A 19,540-nucleotide genomic window follows, 5' to 3' on the forward strand; every position below is an offset into this window, starting at 1 on the left:
TCGGTGTCGGGGTCGCCGGGCGTCATTTGGCGTCGGCGTAGCACCTGACCGGGACGGCCTGCATGGGGAAGCGCACCGGGGTCGATCCGAACAGCAGCCGGGTCGCCTCCTCCGCGGCCTTGCCGACCGCCGCGACGACCTCGCCGGCCTGCTCGGCCGGGCAGTGCACCATCACCTCGTCGTGCTGGAAGAACACCAGCCTGGCCGGGTCGGGCAGCAGGCCGCGCAGCACGGCCATCAGCGCGAGCGCCCACTCGGCCGCGGTCGCCTGGACGACGAAGTTGCGGGTGAACCGGCCGCGGTCGCGGGCCGCGCGGCCTCCCTCGGGACCGGAGACCAGCTCCCGCCAGCCCGCGGAGGGCGGGGGCGAGGTGCGGCCCAGCCAGGAGCGGACCACCTTGCCCTCCTCCCCCGCCCGGGCGGCGTCCTCCACGAACCGGTGGGCAAGGGGGAAGCGCCGGCGCATCACGGCCAGCAGCTTGGACGCGTCACCGCTGGTGCCGCCGTACATCGCCGACAGCATGGCGAGCTTGGCGTTGTCGCGCTCGCCGCCGAACGCCTTCGCCAGCGCCTGGTAGAGGTCGGCCTGCCCGGCGGCCCTGGCCAGGCCGCCGTCCCCCGCCATGGCGGCCAGCACCCGCGGCTCCAGCTGGGCCGCGTCGGCGACGACGAGCGTCCAGCCCTCGTCGGCCACGACGACCTTGCGCATCAGCTTGTGGATCTGCAGGGCCCCGCCGCCGTTGGTGGCCCAGCGGCCCGTCACCACGCCGCCCACCACGTATTCGGGACGGAAGCGGTGGTCGCGCACCCACTGGTCGGCCCAGGCCCAGCCGTGGAAGCTGTAGAACCTGGCCATCTCCTTGTAGGCGAGCAGCGGCGCGACGCCCGGGTGCTCGACCTGCTTGATGTCGTGGGCCCGGGTGGAGGCGACCGGCACGCCCGCCGCCTTGAAGGCCCTCACGATCTGCTGCGGGGAGTCGGGGTTGAACGATGTGCCGAAGGCGGCGGCCACCTGGTCGGCCAGGGCCTGGAGCTTGACCGGCCGCATGCCGTGCACCGGGCGCGGGCCGAGCAGGCCGGTCAGCAGCTCGTCGTGCACGTCCTCCCGCCAGGGCATGCCCTCCTGGGCCATCTCCGCGGCGATCAGCGCACCGGCCGACTCGGCGGCGACCAGCAGCCGGAACCGCCGCGGATCGGCGGTGGCCTCGATGCGGCGCAGCTGGTCGGCGTACACCTCGGCGATCAGGTTCGCGTCCGGCGGGGGCGCCTCCTCCTCGAAGAGGGTGGCCTGCCGCGCCTGCCCCCCCGCGGGCCCGTGGTGGTCGTCGGGCACGGGAAGGCCGTGCAGCCGGGCATAGGCGGCGGGGACGGACCGCGGCTCGCCGAACCGCCCCTCGTGGGCCAGGAGCAGCCCCTCGGTGAGCACCATGTCGTGACAGCGCGCCAGCCGCACCCCCGCCGCGAGCAGCGCGGGGTAGACCTCCCGCGTGTCGGCCCAGACCCAGCGCGGGCTCCGGGCCTCCAGCTCGCGGGCGGCCGAGGCCAGATCGGCGACGGCCCCGGCGGGCTCGCCGTCCACACGCAGCACGCCCCCACCCCCGGGAGCCGCCGCGACCGACACGTGCATGCCCCAACACTGCCATGCCGCCACGACATTCTCGATCAGACGAGCGGTATGGCGATCTCGTCCTCGATCGGGGGTTCGATCTCCTGCTGCAGGCAGCCGGTGGCGGCGAAGCAGCGGATCGTCAGGACCTCGGGGGTCACCGAGATGTGCAGGAAGCTCTTGAAGAACGGCGGGGTGTCCCAGTCGGACAGCTCCGACAGGTAGCGGTGGAAGGTCCTGCCCACGGGCAGCCGCAGCGGCATCGGCCAGCCGCCGAGGATCCGGGCCGCCCACCTCATCCGCCGGGTGATCGGCACGGCCGGGGTGTCGTCTCGCACCGGGGTGTTGCCGATCCGGCGGGACATCAGCGCCGCGCTCTCGTCGGGCGTGAGATAGAGCCAGCGCATGCGCAGCCGGTCGCTGTAGAGCCTGCTGTAGAACGACAGCGAGTCTCCGCGCAGCGGGTAACAGCGGTAGTCGTCCTCGTCCAGGCCGCCGACGGTGACCCTCGGGATGGTGTGGGTGGCGTGCATGAAGGCCCCGGAGCCGCCCGCCACGAGATACTGGACGGTCCGGTCGCCGACCTTGATCGGGAAGCGCTGGTAGTTGTGCACGTCGCCGCCGATCGCCGCAACGTAGTTGTTCGCGGGATCGGTGACGATGTCGTCGATGGTGCCGCCGCCGGCCAGCTTCGACGGCTTGTGGTCGTTGCGGGTGTAGATGGGCTTCCCGGTGATCAGCACCTTGGGCCGGGGGTCGCGGGAGACCGCGCGCAGCCATTCGGCCTGCTCCCTGTCGATGTCGCCGCGGATCCCGGTGTCCACGCCGACGATGAGCAGCCCCGGGGTCTCCATCGCCCAGTAGGGGGCGGGCTGCACGACCCGCTGCTCGGGCCGCGCCCGCCACTCGCGCGCCTTGGCCAGCCGGGTCTCGTCGATCTTCTCGGGCTTGCGCCAGAGCAGGCCGCGCAGCCCCGAGGGCGACAGCTTGAACCCCTCGTTCTCGGCCGCCAGCGCCGGGGCGTCGCAGAAGACGCGCATGAAGCCGCCGAGCCCGTCGTACCAGTCGTGGTTGCCGGGGATCGCGTAGATCGGCGCCCGGTAGTCCTGGTACGGGCGGAAGAACTTGTCCTCGTACTCGTTGCCCGAGCCGGTGGGGTAGATCACGTCACTGGCGACGACCGCGAAGGCGGTGTCCGCGCCGATCTTGAGCATGCCCGGCACCACGGCGTACTGCGAGGCGTCGCCCTCCCCCGTGTCGCCGAGGACCAGGAAGGAGAACTCGGGGCCGACGTCCATCGGGATGCGGAAGGAGGGGTCGACGCCCCGGTCCCGCTGGGAGCCCACCCAGCGCGCCCGCACCTGCCCCGAGGGGTCTCCGAACAGGATCGCGAGGACCTCGTTCCGCGACCGCCAGATGGTGCGCGGGTTCAGCCAGGAGAAGGTCTCCTTGCTGGGCAGCAGGTCCTTGAAGGTGCCCGTCTGGGCGCAGGACCAGCCCGCGCCCTCCTTCGACACCCGGGAGGAGGCCTCACGCCCGCGCTCCGCCGCCTGTCCTATGTCAACCATGCCCCATATCTTGGCAATGATCTTAAAAGGCCGCACGTCCTCTCGGGAAAGGCGGCCGAGCCGGAAGCCGCCGACGTACGTCCCCAGCCCGAGCGGCCACCCTCTGGAATATGGTTCTACCGTGTACGCCTACTGGGAGACGGTTCCGACCAGGTGGAAGGACAACGACGTCTACGGCCACGTCAACAACGCCGTCCACTACTCGATGATGGACACGGTGATCAACACCTGGCTGATCAGGACCGCGGGCCTGGACATCCACGGCGGCGACGCCATCGGCCTGTGCGTCGAGTCGCACTGCGTCTACCGGGCCTCGGTGTCCTTCCCCGAGGCCGTCAGGGTCGGGCTGCGGGTCGGCCGTCTGGGCCGCTCCAGCGTCCGGTACGAGCTGGGGCTGTTCCGCGAGGACGGCGAGACGGTCGTGGCGGAGGGCCACTTCGTCCACGTGTTCGTCGACCGGGAGACACGCAGGCCGGCCGGGATCCCCGGGCCGCTCCGCGAGGCCATGGAGAAGCTCGTGGTCGCCGGTTGACCTCCGCAGGCCGGCCTCCGCAGGCCGAGTTCCCGCAGCCGGGCGCGGCCGAGCGCCCCGGCCGAGCCTCCCCGCGGCCGAGCCAGGTCGAGCCCGGTCGAGCCCGGTCGAGCGCCCCGGCCGAGCCCGGCCGGACTCCCCCTGCCGGGCCTGCCCGAGCTCCTCGCCCCGGCCTCCCCTGCCGAGCCCGGTCAGGCTCCCCCCGCAATCTCCCTGCCGGGCCTTCCCGCACCCGTCATCTCCCCGGAGGGACGAGGACGCCGGGGTTGAGGACGCCCTCGGGGTCGAGCCGGTCCTTGATCCCGCGCAGGATCTCCACGCCCAGGTCGCCGATCTCGGTCGCGTAGGCCTCCCGGTGGTCGCGGCCGACGCCGTGGTGGTGCGAGACGGTGCCCCCGGCGGCGACGATCGCCTCGTTGACCGACCGCTTGGCCGCCTCCCACTGCCCGACGGGGTCGTCGTCCTGCGCCGTGACGACCGTGAAGTACAGGGAGGCGCCGGTGCCGTACACGTGGGAGATGTGGCACATCACCAGGGGCGAGCCGAGCGAGGCGTGCAGCGAGAGCCGTACGGCGTCGTAGAGGCGGGGCAGGTTGGACCAGAACCCGGCCGTCTCCAGCGTCTCGACGGTCGCCCCGGCGGCGAGCAGCGAGTCGCGCAGGTAGGGCGCGGAGTAGCGCCCGTGGGCCCACGACTCCCCCGGCCCCGTGCCGAGGGGGACGCCGCCGAGGCCGGACAGCACGGCGGCGACCCGCTCCCGCAGCGCGGGCACCTCGGAGAAGCCCTCGTACCCGGCGATCGCCAGGCAGCCCGCGCCGGTCGGCGGGGCGCCGATCTCGCCGGGGCGGGCCAGGCCGACCATCGTCTCGGTCTCGTCGGACAGGCGCAGCACGGTGGGCACGGCACCCTCCTGGACCAGGTGCCGCAGCGCGGCCGTTCCCTCCGCGAACGACGCGAACCGCCACCCCTCGTAGACCCGCTCGGCGGGCGCGCGCCGGACGCGGAGCCGCAGGGAGGTGATCACGCCGAAGGCGCCCTCGGAACCGAGGATCACCTGGCGCAGGTCGGGCCCGGCCGCCGACTTGGGCGCCCGGCCGAGTTCCAGGGTGCCGCGCGGGGTGGCCACGGTCATGCCGACCACCATGTCGTCGAAGCGCCCGTACCCGGCCGAGGCCTGGCCGCTGGAGCGGGCCGCGGCGAAGCCCCCCAGCGTGGCGTACTCGAACGACTGCGGGAAGTGACCTAGGGTGAATCCGTGCCCGGCCAGAAGCCGCTCGGCCTCCGGTGCCCGCAGCCCCGGCTCCATCTCGGCGACCATCGACTCCGCGTCGACGGCGATCAGCCGGTCCAGCCTGGCCAGGTCCAGCGCGACGACACCGGCGAAGCCCCGCCGGTTCGCGACCAGGCCGCCGACCACGGACGTTCCGCCGCCGAACGGGACCACCGCGACCCGGTGCGCGGCGCAGATCGTCAGCACCTCCAGCACCTCGCGGTGGGAACCGGGCAGCACCACGGCGTCGGGCGCGTCGGAGCCGTCTCCGGCGCGCATGCGCATCAGGTCGGGGGTGGACTTGCCCCGGGTGTGCCGGACGCGCGCCTCGTCGTCGGAGCGCACGTGGCCGGCGCCGACGACGCCGCGCAGCTCCGCCAGGACGGGCGGGGGGAGGGTCACGGCGGGCAGCCGCACCTCGCCGAGCTCGGCGGCCCGGTCCCGCCGCGGGCGCACGCCCAGCACGTCCTGGAGCAGTTTTCTGACCGGTTCCGGCAGGTCCGCGGCCTTGCCGGGATCGCCCCAGCCGGACCAGAGCATGGGATCTGCGGCGCTCGTCGGGTTTTCCACCCTTACACTGTGACACATGACGTCTATTCGTCACAACGCGGACTCGGAGCGCACCGACCAGGTTCTGGACGCCGCCCGGGAGACGGTCCTCGCCGTGGGGGTGCGGCGCACCACGCTCACCGACGTGGCGCGCAGGGCCGGACTCTCCCGCATGACGATCTACCGCCGCTGGCCCGACGTGCGCACCCTCGTCGCCGACCTGATGACCCGCGAATGGGTGCGCGTCGCGGACCGGTTCGCGACCGAGGACCCGGTCGCCTCGTCGGTGGCGGTGGTACGGGCGCTGCGCGGCCACCCGCTCTGGCGAAAGATCGTCGAGGTCGACCCGGAGCTGCTCCTGCCCTACCTGCTGGACCGCAGGGGCGCCAGCCACGAGGCCATGCTGGCGCTCGTCGAGGCCGCGATCGTCCGGGGCCAGCAGGGGGGCACCGTGCGCCCCGGTGACCCGGCGAGGCTGTCCAGGGCCGTGCTGCTGACCGCTCAGTCGTTCCTGATCTCCGGCCCGACCATGCTCGGCCCTGTCGGCCTGGACGACCTGGACGACCTGGACTCCGAGCTCACCACGCTCCTGGAAAGGTACCTGCGACCGTGAACTCCTCTCTCAACGCCGCCCGCCGCGAACGCGAGCTGGCCGAGGTGCGCGACCTCGTGGTGGACGTGCTGGTGGTGGGTCTGGGCGCCACCGGCGCCGGGGCCGCGCTCGACGCGGCCTCCCGAGGCCTTTCCGTGGCCGCGATCGACGCCCACGACATGGCCTTCGGGACCTCCCGGTGGAGTTCCAAGATGATCCACGGCGGGCTCCGCTACCTGGCCAAGGGGCAGGTCGGGGTGGCGTACGAGAGCGCGGTGGAGCGCGGCCACCTGCTCGGGCGCACCGCGCCGCACCTGGTCAGGGCCCACCCCTACCTGCTGCCGCTGGTCCCCGAGGTCTCCCGCCGCCACGCGGCGCTGGTGATGACCGGGTACCGCGCCGGCGAGGGGTTGCGCATCGCCGCGCGCACGCCGCGCCACCTCCTGCCCGGCCCCTCGCGGATCTCCGCCGCGCAGGCCCTCGCCCTCGCCTCGCCGCTGGCCTCGCGAGGGCTGCGCGGCGCCCTGCTGTCGTGGGACGGGCGGCTGGCCGACGACGCCCGCCTGGTGGTCGCCGTGGCCAGGACGGCCGCCGCCCAGGGGGCGAGGATACTGACGCGCTGCCGGGCGCTGGAACTGTCCGGCGAGGGCGCGCTGGTCCGCGACGAGCTCGGCGGGGACACCTTCACGATCCGGGCCAGGACGGTGGTCAACGCCACCGGCGTCTGGGCCGCCGGGCTGCACCCGGGCATCCGGCTGCGCCCCTCGCGCGGCACCCACCTGGTGCTGCGGCCCGAGACGCTGCCGGGCCTGGCCGCGGGACTGCACGTGCCGATTCCCGGGGAGAGCAATCGCTTCGCCCTGGTCCTCCCCCAGCCCGACGGACGGGTCCACGTCGGCCTCACCGACGAGCCGGTGGACGGCCCCGTCCCGGACGTCCCCCCGGTGCCGGAGGAGGACGTGACCTTCCTGCTGGCCGTCCTGAACTCCGTGCTGGAGGAGCCGGTCCGGCGCGAGGACGTCGCCGGAACCTACGCGGGGCTGCGGCCCCTGCTCGCCGCCGACGGCCGCACCGCCGACCTGTCCAGGAGGCACGCGCTGCTGACCACGCCGGACGGGATGGTGACGATCGTGGGCGGCAAGCTGACCACGTACCGGCGGATGGCCGAGGACGCGGTCGACCGGGCCGTGTCGCTGGGGCGGCTCGACGCGGGACGCAGCCGCACGACGGAGCTGCCCCTCGTCGGGGCCGTCCCTGCGGCCGGCCCCGAGGGCGCGGACGGCGGGAACGGCGGGAAGGGCGCGGACGGCGAGAGGGGCCGGGAGGCCGACCGGCTGCTGGAGCGGTACGGGAGCGAGGCGGGCTCCGTACGGGCCCTGATGGCGGAGGACCCCTGGCTGGCCGAACCCGGGCCGACGGGGGTCACCGGGGCCGAGCTCGTCTGGGCGGTCAGGCACGAGGGCGCCCTGGACGTGGACGACCTCCTCGACCGGCGGACCAGGATCGGCCTCGTCCCGCAGGACCGCACCGCGGCCCTCCCCCTGGCACACGCCGCGCTGGCCTACTGAGAACCGCCCGACACCCGCCTGACACCCGCGCCCGTCCACCGGCGCCTTTACATCCCTGTGATCATTTTACTCCTCGCCTCCTCGATCATGCTGTTAGGTTAGTCTTACCTAAGTCAGAGCGAGGAGAGAGTGTGAGTACGGGGAGTGTCGTGAGCAGGGCGGATACGACGGTCAAGGGGTGCACGCACCCACCGGGCTGTCACACCGGCGAACTGCCGGTCTACGCCAGCGCGACCGTCGGAGCCCGTTTCTGGCTGCTCATCGAGCACCCCGGCCCCTGGGCCTCCCACCTGGAGGACTGCAGCCTCCCCGAGGACGTTCACATCCTTATCAAACGCGCCACACGGCTCGGCATCCGGCCCCAGCTGATCCGTCGTCCCGGACGCAGGAACCTCGAGGAAACCGGCATCCACGTCATGGTCGCCGACTCCGGCTCCGCCGCGCCATGGATCGCCGAAGGCGTCATCGCAGGTCCGGACGATCTTAACCTTGACAGCGTGGTGGCCGGAGTGGTCCCGGAGTCCTGCATACTTGTGAGTGAGCCGGTTTTTCTGGTCTGCACGCATGCCAAGCGCAACGCGTGCTGCGCCCGCATTGGACTACCCCTAGCTCGGTCCTTGGCAGAAACATTGCCGGACACAGTATGGGAAACATCACATGTTGGCGGCGATCGATACGCCGCCAACCTCGTGTGCTTGCCACACGGGCTTTACTACGGCAGCATGTCTCAGGCTGCTGCGATCGCGGCAGCCGACGCGTACCGGTCCGGCGAGGTCATCCTCGACCGTTTCCGGGGACGCGCAGGCATCCCTGAGCCACTGCAGGCCGCTGAGCATTTCATCCGCATTCATACGGGTGATCTCTCGGTTGGCGGAGTGGCCGTGGAATCCTCCAGGTTGGACGGCGCCGTCACCGAGGCATTTGTGCGCGGTAGTGGCGCTCGTTTTCGGGTAGTGGTTGAACCCATGACGCTGACAACGCCATGCGGTACGGCTTGCGCCGATACGATCACTACCTACCGGCTGGTCACGCTGGACAGGCTCACCCCTGTGCGGTACGCCACGTCCGCTCTGACCTGACCTGAGGGAACATCACGGCCAATCCAGGCGTTGGACCCAGGGACGTCACAAGCGTCCAATGCGGCATTAACCAGAAATACCTCTCACTATAAGGTGGTTTTCTCATGTCTCAGGTACGTCGGCAGACCGCCCGGCCTCGGCCCAGCTGGGGCTGGCAGGATGACGCCGCGTGCCGGGGCGAGGACCTCGTGCTCTTCTTCGGCCCCGACGGCGAGCGCCAGCCCGAGCGTGACATCCGTGAGCGTAAGGCCAAGGCCATCTGCGCCCAGTGCCCCGTTCGCGCAGAGTGCCTGGACTACGCGCTTTCCCGTCCGGAGAAGTACGGCACCTGGGGCGGTCTGAACGAGGACGAGCGCGCCTCCGAGCGTCGCCGTCGCATGCGCCGCGCCGCCAGCGCCGGCATCAGTGCCGTCGCCTGAGCAGTACCTCCACCCGGCTTCCCCCGCACGTGTGATCTCGCGCACCCCCTGCGAGATCACACGTTGTCGTGTCGGGCCCCGCGCGTGCGGCCCCCGGGACGGGCGACCGCACGGCGGGCTTCCCCCGCGTGTCAGGGCCTGTTACGGCCCGCCTTCCGCATCTCCTTGGTGATGCTCTTCCACTTTCCCTGCAGCTCCTTGCGGAGCCGCGCGTCGCTCCTGGACGCCATCCACGCGGCCTCCCGCTGAAGCTTGTTCCAGCTTTCCAGCCGCCGCTCGGCAAGCGTGCCGTCCTCGATCGCGGCGATCACGGCGCAGCCCGGCTCGCTGTCGTGGCGGCAGTCGCCGAACCGGCACCGCTCGGCGAGCTCCTCCAGGTCCGAGAAGACCATGTCCACGCCCTCGCCCATGTCGTACAGGCCGACGCGGCGGATGCCCGGGGTGTCGATGATCAGCCCGCCCCCCGCCAGCGGGATGAGCTCGCGGTGCACGGTGGTGTGACGGCCCCGGCCGTCACCGGCCCTGACCTGCTGGGTCTCCATGACCCCATCCCCCGCCAGGGCGTTGACGAGCGTCGACTTGCCCGCCCCCGAGGCGCCGAGCACCACCGCGGTGCGCGTGCCCTCCAGGTATCCGCGGACGATGTCGACGCCCTCGCCCGTGACGGAGCAGATCGGGTGCACGTCCACCCCCGGCGCCGCCGAGGCGACCTCGTCCATCAGGAAGTCGAGGCCCTCGCCGATCAGGTCGGACTTGGTGACGAGCACCACGGGACGGCCCCCGCTCTCCCAGGCGAGCGCGAGCAGCCGCTCGATCCTGCCCAGGTCGGCGGTGTCGGTGGCGTGCAGGGCGGGTTCGGCGACGAAGACGACGTCGACGTTGGCGGCGAGCACCTGGCCCTGGGAGTCTCCGGAGAGCCCTCCCCTGGAGACCCTGGCGACGCCGCCGCGCACGAACGCGGTGCGCCGGGGCAGCAGCGCCTCCAGCTCGAAGCGGCCCTCGGCCAGGCGGCGGAGCCCGGCCCAGTCCCCGACGCAGGGAAGAGCCACGGGGTCGGCGGCGGCGTCGCGCCGCACCCTGGCGCCGTAGTTGGCCCGGAGATGACCGGAGGCCGTCAGCACCTCGGCGGCACCGCGATCGACGCGGGACACCCGGGCGGGGATCAGGCCCTCGGGAAGCTCGGCGGCGAAGGAGTCGTTCCAGCCGAGCGCGGTGAGAACGGATGAAGAAGAGACGATTGACGAAGACAACGTAAGCACCCTTGTGGAAGGCCGGGTGCCCTGTCGCGAATCGGCTAGGCGGGCACCCGGAGGTTGACGGACGGCAGGCTCACCAGAACAACCCGCATGGTCCCCACCTCCTGTCGCCTCGTTGCCGTGCGTCTCCCGGACGGCGTCTTCGGGAGAACTTTAGCGCAGTACCGCCCCTGTGGCGCAAACACATTTGGCGCGCCTCCCGCGGCCGGAGCCCGGAGATCCCGGCCGGCCCGGACGCCGCCGGCGCGCGGCGCGCCCCGCCCCCGGTGCCGCGTGGCGGGTTCCGTCCCCGAGCCGGGCCCTCTGGCCGCCACGGCGCCCGGCGACGCGAGAACGCCCGGCCGGGGAGTCCCGGCCGGGCGTCTCGTCCTGCCCGACGTGGTCGATCGGCGCGTCACGGCGCCCCGGAGACCTCGCGAACCGCGAAGGTCATCCGAACGGCGGTCCGGACACCGTGGGCACGGTCACAGGCCGGGGGCCGGGAAGTGGGAGGTGAGCTCCCTGACCTCGCCGTGAACGCGGGTGATCACGTGCTTGGCCTCTTCCTCGTCCTTGGCCAGCGCGGTGACGACCTGGTCGATCCAGGCGCCGATCTGCCGCATCTCCGCGACGCCCATGCCCCGGCTGGTCACGCCCGCGGTGCCGATGCGGATGCCCGAGGGGTCGAACGGCTTGCGCGTGTCGAAGGGCACGCTGTTGTAGTTGGTCTCCAGCCCGGCCTTGTCCAGGGCCTGGGCGGCGGGCTTGCCGCCGATGCCCTTGGGGGTGAGGTCGAACAGGATGAGGTGGTTGTCGGTGCCGCCGGAGACCAGGTCGAAGCCCCGGCCCAGAAGCTCCTCGGCCAGCGCCTGCGCGTTCAGGACGACCTGGCGGGCGTAGTCCTTGAAGTCGTCGGTCGACGCCTCCTTGAGCGCCACCGCGATGGCCGCGGTGGTGTGGTTGTGCGGCCCGCCCTGCAGGCCGGGGAAGACGGCCTTGTTGAGGGCGGTGGCGTGCTCGTCGGAGGTGGCCATGAGCATGGCGCCCCGGGGACCGCGCAGGGTCTTGTGGGTGGTGGTGGAGATGACGTCCGCGTGGCCGACCGGCGACGGGTGGGCGCCACCGGCCACCAGGCCCGCGATGTGCGCGATGTCGGCGGCGAGCACGGCCCCGACCTCGCGGGCGATCTCGGCGAAGGCCGGGAAGTCGATCGTGCGCGGGACCGCGGTGCCACCGCAGAAGATCAGCTTGGGACGCTCGCGGAGGGCGATCTCGCGCACCTCGTCCATGTCCACACGGCCGGTGTCCTGCCGCACGCCGTAGCGGACCGGGTTGAACCACTTGCCGGTGGCCGAGACCGACCAGCCGTGGGTCAGGTGGCCGCCGAACGGCAGGCCCATGCCCATCACGGTCTCGCCCGGCTTCAGGAAGGCCAGGTAGATGGCGAGGTTGGCGGGCGAGCCCGAGTAGGGCTGTACGTTCGCGTGGTTCACGCCGAACAGGGCCTTGGCCCTGTCGATGGCCAGGGTCTCGACCTGGTCGATGACCTGCTGGCCCTCGTAGTAACGCTTGCCGGCGTAGCCCTCGGAGTATTTGTTGGTCAGGACGGTGCCCGTGGCCTCGAGGACGGCCTTGGAGACGTAGTTCTCCGAGGCGATCAGCTTGACGGTGTCGGACTGCCGCCGCTCCTCGGCCCTGATGAGCTCGGCGATCTGCGGATCCACGCTGGAAAGAGCGCTCATGCGCCTTCACTCCCCTGTCATCGTCGACATCGCGCGAAGACCCAGGCGCTCGGCCTCCTCGCTTTTTCGCTCCCCGGTGGTCTCTCCCACCTTATGCGCCAGTCGCGCTTAGACGATAGCGGACTGGGCTCCGCGCCCGGCGCGACCTGCGCCCTCGACAGGCCAGAGCCGGTCGACCTCGGCGTTGAGCGTGGCGCCGATGAGCACGGCCAGCGCGGTGATGTAGAGCCAGAGCAGCACGGCGATGGGGGCGGCGAGCGAGCCGTAGATGGAGACCGGCGAGAACCAGGCGGCGAGGACCGCGCGCAGCACGGCCGCGCAGACGATCCAGATGACGAGCGCGAGCAACGCCCCGGGCAGCTCGCGCCACCAGCGCGTGCGTACGGGCACGCTCACGTGGTAGAGCAGGGTAAGGAAGATCACCGAGCCGATGATCACCACCGGCCAGTAGAGGATGTCGACCAGCACGGTGTAGTCGGCCGGCAGGGCCCCGCGCAGCGCGGCCGGGCCGAGGACGAGCACGGGCATGACCACCAGCCCGATCAGCAGGCCCGCGAGGTAGAACCCGAAGGACATCAGGCGGGTGCGGATGATGCCGCGCTCCTCGCCGAGGCCGTAGGCGACCGAGATCAGGTCGACGTAGACGAACAGCGCCCGCGAGCCCGACCAGAGCGCGAGCAGGAAGCCCAGGGAGATCAGCGAGACCTGGTTCTCGGGCTTCAGCACGTCCTGGAGAAGGGGGGTGACGACGGTGTCCACGGCGCTGTCGGTGAACAGCAGGTGGGCCTGCTGGTCGATCCAGACGCTGACGTTCTTGACCGTCTCGGGGCCGAAGACCCGGGTCAGCTGGCCGAGCACGCCGATCAGGCCGAGCATGAACGGCGGCAGCGACAGCAGCGCGAAGAAGGCCGCCTCGCCCGCCAGGCCGGTGACGCGATAGGTGATGCCCGCGTTCGTGGTCGCGACGATCAGGGTCCACACGTCGGTGCCGCGGATCCACGCGCGCAGCGCCCGCAACCTGGCCCAGACGTCCGTGCCGCGGATCCACGCGATACCGGCGCGCCAGCGAACCCCGGGCCCGCGCGGAGGGCGCCGCTCGGGCCCGGGCCGATGGGCCGGGGCATCAGTGGACGTCATGCCACACAACGGTATTCCTAGCCGCGCTTGATCACGAGTCGGGCGGGCAACGATCCAATCTCGCGCCCCTGCCCGCACCGCCGGTGGCGAAACCTACCCGACCTACCCGCGGTGGAACGCCCCGGCGTCGCCGGCGTCGACGATGCGCGCGCCCAGCGGCAGCAGGGAGATCGGGATCAGCTTGAGGTTGGCCAGGCCCAGCGGGATGCCGATGGTCGACAGGAGGAGCGGGATCGAGGTCAGCAGATGCCCGATCGCCAGCCAGGTCCAGGCCCTCATATCGCCAGCCAGATCCAGGCCCTCATCCAGACCCTGAAACCAGGTCAGGTCCTCACTCAGGCCCAGGCCCAGGCCCTCACCCAGGCCCAGGCCCGAGTGGGGCCCGCCCCTTGCCCGGCGGTCCGGCGAAGGCCTGGGCGATCGCGGTCCACGTCCGGGCGGTCTCACCGCGCACCAGCAGGGACGTGTCGGCGAGGTGACGGCGCTGGACCACCAGGAGGCAGAAGTCGAGCGCGGGACCGCGGACCACGTCGGCGGCGCCCGGGGGCCCGGCCTCCCACTGCGACCCGTCGGGCATGGTCAGCTCCACCCGCACCGGGCTCGACGGCGGCTCCAGGCCGCGCACCGCGAAGCCGTACGGCATGGCGCGCACCCCGAGCGTCGCCACGTGCCTGAGCCGGGCGGTCGGCACGCGCTCGACACCGAGCGCGTCCGCCACATCCTGCCCGTGGGCCCAGGTCTCCATCAGGCGCGCGGTGACGAAGGACGCGGCCGACATCTCCGGCCCGTACCAGGGCAGCCTGGCACCGGCGTCCAGCCTGGCGAAGGCCTCCAGGCAGCGGGCCCTCGCCTCGCGGAACCACTCGTGGAGCCGGGCGGCGGTCAGCTCGCGCGAGACGGCGGCGAGCTCGTCCACCGCGGAGTCCCCGCGGGCGAGGAACGCGGGCAGGGCGGCGCGGAACGCCCCGGGATCGACGGCGGAGAGGCAGGCCGCGTCGTCGAACCAGGCGAGATGGCCGACCTGGTCCCGGACCGCCCAGCCCTCGGCCGGGGTGGGCAGTTCCCACTCGTCGGGGGCGAGTCCTCCGATCATGGTGTCGAACTCGGCCGTCTCGGCGCGCAGATCGGCCAGCAGCTCGTCCATCAACCCCATGACGCCTCCCTGTCGCGGACCAGACAAGGATAACCGAGTAATATTCTAGAAGGAACAGCGCAGAATGGGCCTATGAGCTGCGAGGACTGCACGTGATCTGCGAAGACTGCAAGGAGCGGCGGCACGAGAAGTGCCGGGGAGGCTCGTGGTGCGACTGCCAGCACCAGCCCGCCCCCCAGCCCAGGGAGTCGGCGCTGGACTGGCCGCGCCAGGGATGACCCCCGGCCCCGGACCCGGCCCCGGACCCGGCCCTGGACCCGGCCCGCCGAGCGTCCGGCACCTCCGCGCTCCGAACGCTCCCGGCCCCCGTACTCCGGCGTGGGTCCGGACGTACTCCGGTGTGGGTCCGGATCCGCACGTCCGCGGCCGGATGTCCACGTTCACGTCCAGATATTGGACCAGACATTGGACATCCACGATGCCCGGGGTATCGTCGTATACATGCCAGCGGACCCGTTGCTCGTCGTGCGACGCCACGTCGACCTTCTGCGTGTCCACAGTGCCATCTGTTGTGACGTCCGTTAACCGTCGCCCCCTGCTGATTTCATCCAGCTCGGCCGCGTAACAGGCGTCCTCTTCTGAGTAATCAACCCCCGCACTCGACGATGAGGCGGGAGGTGCCGCCGGTGCGCGTCCGGAAATCATTCCATCGAGCCACAAAAGGACGCGCACATGACGACCCCAGCCCGGTCGGCGAATCGACATCACAAGCGCCCGCGCGGCGAAGGTCAGTGGGCTCTCGGCTACCGCGAGCCACTGAACAAGAACGAGGAGAACAAGAAAAACGACGACGGCCTCAACGTCCGTCAGCGGATCATCGACGTCTACTCCAAGCGCGGCTTCGACTCCATCGACCCCGCCGACCTGCGCGGCCGGATGCGCTGGTTCGGCCTCTACACCCAGCGCAAGCCCGGGATCGACGGCGGCAAGACCGCGATCCTGGAGCCGGAGGAGCTCGACGACCGCTACTTCATGCTCCGCGTCAGGATCGACGGCGGCCGGCTCAACCTGGCCCAGCTGCGCGTCATCGCCGACATCTCCAACCTCTACGGCCGCGGCACCGCCGACGTCACCGACCGGCAGAACATCCAGCTGCACTGGATCGAGATCGAGGCCGTCCCCGACATCTGGGAGCGCCTGGAGTCGGTGGGCCTGTCCACCACCGAGGCCTGCGGCGACACCCCGCGGGTGATCCTGGGCTGCCCGCTGGCCGGGATCGACATCGACGAGGTCATCGACGGTTCCGCGCTGGTCCAGGAGATCCACGACACCTACATCGGCGACCCGGCCTTCTCCAACCTGCCGCGCAAGTTCAAGTCCGCGGTGAGCGGGTGCCCGGCGCACTGCACCGTGCACGAGATCAACGACGTGGCGTTCGTGGGCGTCGTGAACGAGAGCGGCGAGCGCGGCTTCGACCTGTGGGTGGGCGGCGGCCTGTCCACCAACCCGATGCTGGGCAAGCGGCTCGGCGTCTTCCTCACCCCGGAGCAGGTCGCCCCCGCCTACGGCGGCGTGATCGGCATCTTCCGCGACTACGGCTACCGCCGGCTGCGCCACCGGGCCCGGATCAAGTTCCTGGTCAACGACTGGGGTGTCGAGAAGTTCCGCGACATCCTCGAGAAGGAATACCTGGGATACACCCTGCCCGACGGCCCGGCGCCCGAGCAGCCCCGCGGCGGCCGCAGGGACCACGTGGGCGTCTTCCCGCAGAAGGACGGCAACTTCTACGTCGGCTTCGCCCCGAAGGTCGGCCGCCTCGACGGCGACAAGCTGCACCTGATCGCCGACATCGCCGAGCGGCACGGCTCCGACCGGGTGCACACCACGGTCGAGCAGAAGATGGTCATCCTCGACGTGGCGCCCGACAGGGTCGACAGCCTCGTCGCCGAGCTGGAGGCGGGCGACCTGCGGGTCAACCCCTCCACCTTCCGCCGCCAGACCATGGCGTGCACCGGGATCGAGTTCTGCAAGCTGGCCATCGTCGAGACCAAGGTCACCGCGGCCAACCTGATCGACGAGCTGGAGCAGCGGCTGCCCGACTTCAAGAACCCGCTGACCATCAACGTCAACGGCTGCCCCAACTCCTGCGCCCGCATCCAGGTCGCCGACATCGGTCTCAAGGGCCAGCTCGTCGTCAACGACAAGGGCGAGCAGGTCGAAGGCTTCCAGATCCACCTCGGCGGCTCGCTGGGCGTCAACCCCGGCTTCGGCCGCAAGGTCCGCGGCCTGAAGGCCACCTCCGAGGAGCTTCCCGACTACGTGGAGCGCGTGCTCCGCAACTTCGAGAAGCAGAAGGACGAGGAGGAGACCTTCTCCGACTGGGTGCAGCGCGCCGACGAGGCGGACCTGAAGTGAGCGGCCGGTACGCCCTCCTGCCGAAAACGGGCCGGACGGGCCGGACGAACCAGACGCGCACCGGGACGAGGAGGAGCGGATGAGCGAGCGAGCCGTTCCCTTCCACTGCCCGTACTGCGGCGAGGAAGACCTGGAGCCCTACGAGGGCGACGGCGGCTGGTACTGCCGGTCGTGCGTGCGCGCCTTCAAATTGAAGTTTCTCGGAATCGGGGTGCGCTCGTGACACGCGGCGAATCCGGCGCGGCGAACGCGATGACCGCGGTGACCTCTCCGACCGGCGAGGTCACCGCGATCCGCGCGGCCCGCACGGTGAATTCCGGCACGACGACGAGCGCAACGGCCCGCGCGGCACGACCTGCCCGCGCGGCGAACGAGGATTGGGTGAGCGAGCGATGACACTGGTGGACATCGAAGTCGGATTACGTCAGCAGCGTGGGACGCTCGATCTGCAGGAGATCGTCGAGTCCGCCGCGCGGTTCCTCGAGGACGCCTCTGCCCTCGAGATCATCCGCTGGGCGGCGGCGACCTTCGGAGACCGGCTCTGCCTGACCGCGTCGATGAGCGACGCCCTGCTGATCGACCTGGTCAGCCGAGTCAAGCCGGGCGTGGACGTGCTGTTCATCGACACGGGTTACCACTTCGCCGAGACGATCGGCACCCGTGACGCCGTCCAGCAGGTCTACGACGTGAACGTGATCGACGTGAAGCCGTCCCGCACGGTGGCCGAGCAGGAGCGCGACCTGGGTCCGCGCCTGTTCGGGCGCAACCCCGACCTGTGCTGCTACCTGCGCAAGGTCGAGCCGCTCAACCGGGCCCTCGAACCGTACCTCGCCTGGGTCTCCGGCATCCGCCGGGACGAGGCCGTCACCCGCGCCGGCGTCAAGGTCGTCGAGTGGGACGCCAAGCGCCAGATGGTCAAGATCAACCCGATCGCCCGGTGGACGCAGGAGGACGTCGACAACTACATGGCCGACAACGGGGTGCTGATCAACCCGCTGCACTACGACAACTACCCCTCGATCGGCTGCGCCCCCTGCACCCGCCAGGTCGCCCCGGGAGAGGACCCGCGCAGCGGCCGCTGGGCGGGCATGGGCAAGACCGAGTGCGGGCTGCACGTATGACGTGGCGTGCCCCCGGCGCCGCTCTCGGGACACCGCTGGTCGCGGTGGCGCACGGGTCCCGTGACCCGCGCGCCGCGGCGACGGTGGAGGACCTGCTCGACCTGGTACGGGACGCGCGGCCCGAGCTCCTCGTACGCACCGCCTACCTCGACCACGCCTCCCCGACGCTTCCCATGGCGCTGTCGGGGCTGGCCGAGGCCGCGGTGCTGCCGCTGCTGCTCACCGAGGCCTACCACAGCCGGGTCGACATCCCCGGCGCGCTGGCCGAGGCGACGGCCCGCAGGCCCCTGCTGCGCGTGCACGCGGGCGCCACGCTGGGCCCGCACCCGCTGCTGGTCACCGCGCTGGAGCGGCGCCTGGCCGAGGCGGGCGTGGAGCCGGGCGAGCCCGGCACCGCCGTGGTGCTGGTCTCGGCCGGTTCCAGCGACCGGCGGGCCAACGCGACGGTCGCCGGGATCGCCGGGGACTGGGCGAGGGCGCGCGGCTGGCGGTCGGTGACCGCCGCCTACGCCTCGGCCGCCGGCCCCACCCCCGAGGAGGCCGTGCTGCGCCTGCGCCTGGCCGGGGCCTCCCGCGTCGTGGTCGCCCCCTACCTGCTCGCCCCCGGCCACTTCGCCGACAAGATCCGCCGCGAGACCCTGGCCGCGGGCGCCGACGCCGTCGCCGACGTGCTGGGCGCCGCCCCCGAGATCGCCGCGGTACTGCTCGAACGCTACGAGCAGGCCACGCACCGGCACCCGGTGCTCGCCACGGCCTGACGTCCCTGCCGGGGAGCGAGGTCCGGGGCGGAACGGCGGCCTCGGGCCGCGGAGGCTTCCGGTCGCCTCAGGAGTGGCCGGAGGGCGCGGCGCCCTCGTCCCCGCATTCCATGCGGACCATCTCCCCGGTCCTCGGGTCCACCTGGCGCACGTCGTCCAGGCACTCGGGGTCCTCAAGCCGGAAGACCAGGAATCCCCACCCCTCCGTGTAGGGGAACGGCCGCTGCTCCCGCAGCAGGCGATCGACGTCCGCGCTGCCGGTGAGGCCCTCCGGGCTCGTGAGACCGGTCTTCATCACGACGCCGGTAAGCGTGTGCCGGGAACCGGGTTCACCCTCGAAGTCCCCGGAGAGGCCGAACCGGATGTCGCCTTCGCCGTCGCCACAGGGACCCGCCGTGATCAGGCGCCCGTCGACCCAGAACGCGGCCTTGTACAGTGTCCCCTCACACCGCATCACCAGCCTGACCTGCTGGGAGGTCATCGTGAAAGCGAGGTCCTCGCGTACCCCGCCCTCCGTGTTCACCCTCGACGATGCGATCTTCTCGTGGACGACGGGCCCTCCCACGGGACCGGAAACGGCCTGGGGGGTCTTCTCCGGTCGCGCCATCACACCGGTCCAGACGTCCTCGGGCATCCATGCGCTCCGGGCCGACGGTGAGGACACCAGGCTCGCGACGAGCCCGAGGACGACTACCCCGCCCGCGGTCCAGCGGCGGCGGCGCCTGATCGCGCGGACGCGCCGGTGGACGCCGGCGACGGTCACGCCCCTGTTGTGCCCCTCGTCCCCACCCCCGTCCCCGTCCCCGTCCCCGTCCCCGTTCAGGATCTCGCGCAACTCGGATTCGGTGATCGTCAT

Annotated in this window: 20 protein-coding genes and 1 riboswitch; of the genes, 11 read left to right on the top strand and 9 right to left on the bottom strand. The window is 71.7% G+C overall.

The window, feature by feature from the left end; all coding sequences use genetic code 11:
• Positions 1-22 precede the first annotated feature (22 nt).
• Together AB0F88_RS11885 and AB0F88_RS11890 are read right to left on the bottom strand one after the other, a co-directional pair.
• Entirely contained in the window at positions 23-1,627 is a 1,605-nt protein-coding gene (locus AB0F88_RS11885; protein ID WP_362681031.1) for a bifunctional 3'-5' exonuclease/DNA polymerase, read from the bottom strand.
• Positions 1,628-1,662: 35 nt separating this feature from the next.
• Positions 1,663-3,174, bottom strand: a complete 1,512-nt coding sequence (locus tag AB0F88_RS11890; RefSeq protein ID WP_362681034.1) for a metallophosphoesterase — start codon at positions 3,172-3,174, stop codon at positions 1,663-1,665.
• A gap of 121 nt (positions 3,175-3,295) precedes the next feature.
• On the opposite strand from AB0F88_RS11890, the gene AB0F88_RS11895 reads away from it, so the two are divergent.
• On the top strand, positions 3,296-3,706 hold the full coding sequence (locus AB0F88_RS11895; RefSeq protein WP_362681037.1) for a thioesterase family protein: 411 nt from the start codon (positions 3,296-3,298) through the stop codon (positions 3,704-3,706).
• A gap of 235 nt (positions 3,707-3,941) precedes the next feature.
• On the opposite strand, the gene AB0F88_RS11900 is transcribed toward AB0F88_RS11895, so the two are convergent.
• A complete protein-coding gene (locus tag AB0F88_RS11900) occupies positions 3,942-5,516 on the bottom strand; it encodes an FAD-binding oxidoreductase (protein WP_362682466.1) in 1,575 nt (524 codons plus the stop codon).
• A 46-nt stretch (positions 5,517-5,562) separates the two neighbouring features.
• Here AB0F88_RS11900 and AB0F88_RS11905 point away from each other — a divergent pair, with 46 nt between their 5' ends.
• The 4 genes from AB0F88_RS11905 to AB0F88_RS11920 all read left to right on the top strand — a co-directional run bounded on the left by AB0F88_RS11905 (position 5,563) and on the right by AB0F88_RS11920 (position 9,183).
• Complete coding sequence (locus tag AB0F88_RS11905) at positions 5,563-6,138, top strand: TetR/AcrR family transcriptional regulator (protein ID WP_362681040.1); 576 nt, start codon at positions 5,563-5,565, stop codon at positions 6,136-6,138.
• Positions 6,135-7,685 (top strand): FAD-dependent oxidoreductase, encoded by a 1,551-nt coding sequence (locus tag AB0F88_RS11910; protein ID WP_362681043.1) that lies wholly within the window; start codon positions 6,135-6,137, stop codon positions 7,683-7,685. The genes AB0F88_RS11905 and AB0F88_RS11910 overlap by 4 nt, the downstream gene beginning before the upstream one ends.
• A gap of 149 nt (positions 7,686-7,834) precedes the next feature.
• Positions 7,835-8,764 (top strand): sucrase ferredoxin, encoded by a 930-nt coding sequence (locus AB0F88_RS11915; protein WP_362681046.1) that lies wholly within the window; start codon positions 7,835-7,837, stop codon positions 8,762-8,764.
• A gap of 104 nt (positions 8,765-8,868) precedes the next feature.
• The gene (locus AB0F88_RS11920) at positions 8,869-9,183 is read left to right on the top strand and encodes a WhiB family transcriptional regulator (protein WP_012893126.1); all 315 of its coding nucleotides are present in this window, start codon (positions 8,869-8,871) and stop codon (positions 9,181-9,183) included.
• A gap of 131 nt (positions 9,184-9,314) precedes the next feature.
• On the opposite strand, the gene rsgA is transcribed toward AB0F88_RS11920, so the two are convergent.
• The 5 genes from rsgA to AB0F88_RS11945 form a co-directional block, all read right to left on the bottom strand.
• Positions 9,315-10,433: a ribosome small subunit-dependent GTPase A gene (gene rsgA, locus AB0F88_RS11925; protein WP_362681049.1), complete on the bottom strand. Its 1,119-nt coding sequence runs from the start codon at positions 10,431-10,433 to the stop codon at positions 9,315-9,317.
• A 470-nt stretch (positions 10,434-10,903) separates the two neighbouring features.
• Positions 10,904-12,160 (bottom strand): serine hydroxymethyltransferase, encoded by a 1,257-nt coding sequence (gene glyA, locus AB0F88_RS11930; protein ID WP_362681052.1) that lies wholly within the window; start codon positions 12,158-12,160, stop codon positions 10,904-10,906.
• A 32-nt stretch (positions 12,161-12,192) separates the two neighbouring features.
• Positions 12,193-12,276, bottom strand: a riboswitch (ZMP/ZTP riboswitch).
• On the bottom strand, positions 12,269-13,297 hold the full coding sequence (locus tag AB0F88_RS11935) for a YihY/virulence factor BrkB family protein (RefSeq protein WP_362681055.1): 1,029 nt from the start codon (positions 13,295-13,297) through the stop codon (positions 12,269-12,271). It overlaps the preceding riboswitch by 8 nt.
• A gap of 102 nt (positions 13,298-13,399) precedes the next feature.
• Positions 13,400-13,576, bottom strand: a complete 177-nt coding sequence (locus AB0F88_RS11940; RefSeq protein WP_362681058.1) for a YccF domain-containing protein — start codon at positions 13,574-13,576, stop codon at positions 13,400-13,402.
• 76 nt (positions 13,577-13,652) lie between these two features.
• Positions 13,653-14,450, bottom strand: coding sequence for a TIGR03084 family metal-binding protein (locus tag AB0F88_RS11945; RefSeq protein WP_362681061.1), 798 nt, complete (start codon positions 14,448-14,450; stop codon positions 13,653-13,655).
• Between the two features lie 92 nt (positions 14,451-14,542).
• Here AB0F88_RS11945 and AB0F88_RS11950 point away from each other — a divergent pair, with 92 nt between their 5' ends.
• From AB0F88_RS11950 to AB0F88_RS11975, 6 genes are all read left to right on the top strand, one after another.
• Positions 14,543-14,668: a hypothetical protein gene (locus AB0F88_RS11950; protein WP_362681064.1), complete on the top strand. Its 126-nt coding sequence runs from the start codon at positions 14,543-14,545 to the stop codon at positions 14,666-14,668.
• 454 nt (positions 14,669-15,122) lie between these two features.
• The gene (locus AB0F88_RS11955; RefSeq protein WP_362681067.1) at positions 15,123-16,805 is read left to right on the top strand and encodes a nitrite/sulfite reductase; all 1,683 of its coding nucleotides are present in this window, start codon (positions 15,123-15,125) and stop codon (positions 16,803-16,805) included.
• A gap of 79 nt (positions 16,806-16,884) precedes the next feature.
• Positions 16,885-17,028 carry a hypothetical protein gene (locus tag AB0F88_RS11960; protein WP_012893136.1) on the top strand — a complete coding sequence of 48 codons (144 nt, stop codon included), beginning with the start codon at positions 16,885-16,887 and terminating at the stop codon, positions 17,026-17,028.
• Positions 17,025-17,201, top strand: a complete 177-nt coding sequence (locus tag AB0F88_RS11965; RefSeq protein WP_362681070.1) for a hypothetical protein — start codon at positions 17,025-17,027, stop codon at positions 17,199-17,201. The genes AB0F88_RS11960 and AB0F88_RS11965 overlap by 4 nt, the downstream gene beginning before the upstream one ends.
• Positions 17,198-17,926, top strand: coding sequence for a phosphoadenylyl-sulfate reductase (locus AB0F88_RS11970; protein ID WP_344746662.1), 729 nt, complete (start codon positions 17,198-17,200; stop codon positions 17,924-17,926). The genes AB0F88_RS11965 and AB0F88_RS11970 overlap by 4 nt, the downstream gene beginning before the upstream one ends.
• Positions 17,923-18,684 carry a sirohydrochlorin chelatase gene (locus AB0F88_RS11975; protein WP_362681075.1) on the top strand — a complete coding sequence of 254 codons (762 nt, stop codon included), beginning with the start codon at positions 17,923-17,925 and terminating at the stop codon, positions 18,682-18,684. The genes AB0F88_RS11970 and AB0F88_RS11975 overlap by 4 nt, the downstream gene beginning before the upstream one ends.
• 67 nt (positions 18,685-18,751) lie before the next feature.
• On the opposite strand, the gene AB0F88_RS11980 is transcribed toward AB0F88_RS11975, so the two are convergent.
• A complete protein-coding gene (locus AB0F88_RS11980) occupies positions 18,752-19,540 on the bottom strand; it encodes a hypothetical protein (RefSeq protein ID WP_362681077.1) in 789 nt (262 codons plus the stop codon).

This window comes from Streptosporangium sp. NPDC023963, assembly GCF_040639135.1.
In the GTDB taxonomy this organism is placed as follows: domain Bacteria; phylum Actinomycetota; class Actinomycetes; order Streptosporangiales; family Streptosporangiaceae; genus Streptosporangium.